This window comes from Sphingomonas sp. 1F27F7B (genome assembly GCF_005503355.1).
Lineage (GTDB): Bacteria > Pseudomonadota > Alphaproteobacteria > Sphingomonadales > Sphingomonadaceae > Sphingomonas.
On record NZ_SCMK01000054.1, the window covers coordinates 1 to 3119 of the forward strand.

4 protein-coding genes are annotated in these 3119 nt (G+C 65.7%); 1 reads left to right on the top strand and 3 read right to left on the bottom strand.

What is annotated here, in order from left to right; all coding sequences use genetic code 11:
• Positions 1 to 28: 28 nt before the first annotated feature.
• The 3 genes from FFS08_RS23305 to hmgA form a co-directional block, all read right to left on the bottom strand.
• Positions 29 to 454, bottom strand: coding sequence for a hypothetical protein (locus tag FFS08_RS23305; RefSeq protein WP_137865133.1), 426 nt, complete (start codon positions 452 to 454; stop codon positions 29 to 31).
• Positions 455 to 596: 142 nt separating this feature from the next.
• Positions 597 to 971, bottom strand: coding sequence for a Rieske (2Fe-2S) protein (locus FFS08_RS23310; RefSeq protein WP_137865132.1), 375 nt, complete (start codon positions 969 to 971; stop codon positions 597 to 599).
• Positions 972 to 1110: 139 nt separating this feature from the next.
• On the bottom strand, positions 1111 to 2388 hold the full coding sequence (gene hmgA, locus FFS08_RS23315; protein ID WP_137865131.1) for a homogentisate 1,2-dioxygenase: 1278 nt from the start codon (positions 2386 to 2388) through the stop codon (positions 1111 to 1113).
• 161 nt (positions 2389 to 2549) lie between these two features.
• Between hmgA and FFS08_RS23320 the strand changes: the two genes are divergently transcribed.
• Positions 2550 to 3119 (top strand): cation:dicarboxylate symporter family transporter (locus tag FFS08_RS23320; protein WP_137871867.1); only part of this gene is annotated, 570 nt, incomplete at its 3' end.

The following is a 3119-nucleotide window of genomic DNA, read 5'->3' on the forward strand; positions in this document are numbered from 1 at the left end:
ATCCCGAACCCCGGGGGTGGGGGAGGGGTCAGTCCGCGCCTTCGGTGATTTCCGCGGGCTCGGCGGGTTCGTCGAGGCCCCGGATGCGATCGGGCCAGATGCCCACGGTCGGCCGGCCCGTGACGTTGACGAACGTATATGCCCGATCGCCGATGTGGATCAGGATCTCCGTCTTGTCCTTTCGCGTGATCTTAAGCTTGTTGTCCGGCGTCGTGACATAGGGGCAATCCTCGGCCTCGCCGTTCAGCGTCATCTTGCAAATGCCGGACGGGCTCGTGTCGGGCATGACGATGTCGATCTCGATCTTGGAGAAGAATATCTCTCCGCTGAGCTTGGCGCGAAGCTGTTCTATCGCATGGGTGCTTCCGCTGCCCAGGCGAGCGCCTGCCACGAACAGCCCGATCCTTTCATTCGGGCGCAGTGCCGGATTGATGAATTTGCGTAAATCAGCCATTTTGTAATCCTCCATGGACTATCAACGCATTCGACTCGATATGGGAATATCGAGAACAATATTGCACGATTTCTTGGAAGGTTTCTCGACTAATTTACTATAATAGCTAATATCGAGAGTAAGTGCAGGAAAATGGCTGCTACTATCCTGTTTCCTGCTCGGGATCGGCGGTGACGACCATGCCGTCTCGCACCATGACCGGCCAGCGGCGCAGCTTGGCCCCGACACAGGGGCCGCCGACACAGGCGCCGTCCTCGATCCGGTAGAGCGCGCCGTGCCAGCTGCATTGAATATGGCTGCCGTCGGGCGTGAGATAGTCGTCGAGCTTGTTGGTGAGGGGGAGGGCCATGTGTGCGCAGCGATCCACATAGCCGTGGACCGTTTCGCCCCGACGGACCACGAAGCCGTGGAAGCGGCCCGCGCGCATCTCCAGCACGAAATTGCGCGCCGTGCCGTCGGGGATCAGTTCGAGCGGGCCGAGGGAGACGCCGGGCGGCGTGGTGGTGAGGTGTTCCATCAATTCCTCCCCGGAACGGGGAGGGGGGCCGCTCGTCGAAGGCGAGGGGTGGAGGGGAATCGCCACAGATGCTGCACCTTGTGGAGCATCCCCTCCGTCGGCGCTTCGCGCTGCCACCTCCCCGGACCGGGGAGGAGTTTCATGGAAGCCGGGCCTTCGGAAAACCCGCCCAGGCGGCATCATAGTCGGGCTGGGCCCGCTCGAGCGCATATCGTGTCGGCCGGTAGGGCCAGCAGGTCTCGACCATGAAGGCCATGGTGCCGTCGATCTTGTGCGGTTTCAGTTCCGCGTTGCTTGCTCCCTGCCAGCTGGTCACGTCGGGGCCGTGGCCGGCCATGAGGTTGTGGAGCGACAGCCCGCCGGGCGCGAAGCCCTCTGCCTTGGCGTCATAGGCGCCGGTGATCAGCCCCATCGCTTCGCTCATCACGTTGCGATGGAACCAGGGCGGGCGGAACGTGTCCTCGGCGACCATCCAGCGCGGCGGGAAGATCACGAAATCGGCATTGGCGCGGCCAGGCACGTCGCTGGGCGAAGTGAGGACGGTGAAGATCGACGGATCGGGATGATCGAAGCTCACCGTGTTCATCGTGTTGAACCGGGCGAGGTCGTAGCGCCAGGGGGCGAGATTGCCGTGCCAGGCGACCACGTCGAGCGGCGAATGGGGAAGAGTGGTCGCCCAGAGCGCGCCGAGATGCTTCTGGATGATCTCGAAGGGCTCGTCGCGATCCTCGAACCAGGCGGCGGGCGTCTCGAAGTCGCGCGGATTGGCGAGGCCGTTGGCGCCGATCGGGCCGAGATCGGGCAGGCGGAACAGCGCGCCATGATTCTCGGCAACATAGCCGCGCGCCTCCCCGTCCGGGAGCAGCGCCCGGAACCGCACGCCGCGCGGGACCAGCGCGACCTGACCCGGCGCGATGTCGATGCGGCCCAGCTCGGTGAGCAGGGCCAGCCGGCCGGCCTGGGGAATGAAGAGCAGCTCGCCGTCCGCATCGAAGAAGATGCGGGTCTCCATGTCCTGGTTGGCGGCATAGACATGCACCGCCACGCCCTCCAGGTCGGCGGGGTCGCGGTTGGCGAGCATGGTGGTCATGCCGTCGACCAAGTCGGTGCCGGGCGGCGGCGCCTCGACCGGATTCCAGCGCAACCGATTGGGGGGCAACGGATCGCCGACCGTGCCGGGCGCGAAGTTCCTGGCGCCATGATAGCGAGTGAAGGGCGGATGCTCGGCCGTGGGGCGCAGGCGATAGAGCCACGAGCGGCGATTCTCATGGCGCGGCGCCGTGAAGGCCGTGCCGGAGAGCTGCTCGGCATAGAGGCCGAAGGCGGGCCTTTGCGGGCTGTTTCGCCCCACCGGCAGTGCGCCCGGCACCGCTTCGGTGGAGACATGGTTGCCGAAGCCGGGGAAATAGTCGGTCATCGCATCCTCTCCATGCCCGCCTCTCTGTAGCGCCGCACATAAAGTGTCAAATGATACTATCTGGCATGGCGCCAGCTTTCAGGCGGCGAACCTAAACTATCTTGGGCGGCGGCGGACTAATTCCTACTTCTTTAGTGGGTTTAATTCCGGAGTCGTAACCAATGGCCAACACCAGCGCAGCCGCACCCCGGCGGTTCCAGCTGCCAAGCTTCGGCGTGCAGGTCGCGATCGGCATGGCGGCCGGGCTGGCGCTGGGACTGGCGGCGCGGGCGATCGGCAGCGACGGCGAGGCGGCGAACGGGCTTGCCCAGACGCTGCAGACGATCGGGCAGATCTTCGTGCAGCTGCTCAAGGTGCTGGTGCCGCCGCTGGTGTTCACCGCGATCGTCGCCTCGATCGCGGCGCTGCGCGACCTCAACAACGCTGCCCGGCTGGTGGTGCGCACGCTGTTGTGGTTCGCGATCACCGCGGCGATTGCAGTGGCGATCGGCATCACGCTCGGCCTTGTCCTCCAGCCGGGGCATCACAGCGCGGTGGCTGCCACCGCAGCGGCGGCGCCTTCCGGCACCGGCAGCTGGCTCGATTTCCTGAAGGGGCTGGTGCCGGCGAATTTCCTGGGGCTGGCGGCATCGACCAGGCTGGCGGAGGGCGGGGCCGTTACCGGGCTCTCGTTCAACGTGCTCCAGATCATCGTGCTCGCGGTCGCGATCGGCGCGGCGGCGGTGCGGGCG

Coding starts and splice junctions, on each gene's coding strand:
- FFS08_RS23305 (WP_137865133.1), bottom strand. CDS start 454: ATGGCTGATTTACGCAAATTCATCAATCCGGCACTGCGCCCGAATGAA.
- FFS08_RS23310 (WP_137865132.1), bottom strand. CDS start 971: ATGGAACACCTCACCACCACGCCGCCCGGCGTCTCCCTCGGCCCGCTC.
- hmgA (WP_137865131.1), bottom strand. CDS start 2,388: ATGACCGACTATTTCCCCGGCTTCGGCAACCATGTCTCCACCGAAGCG.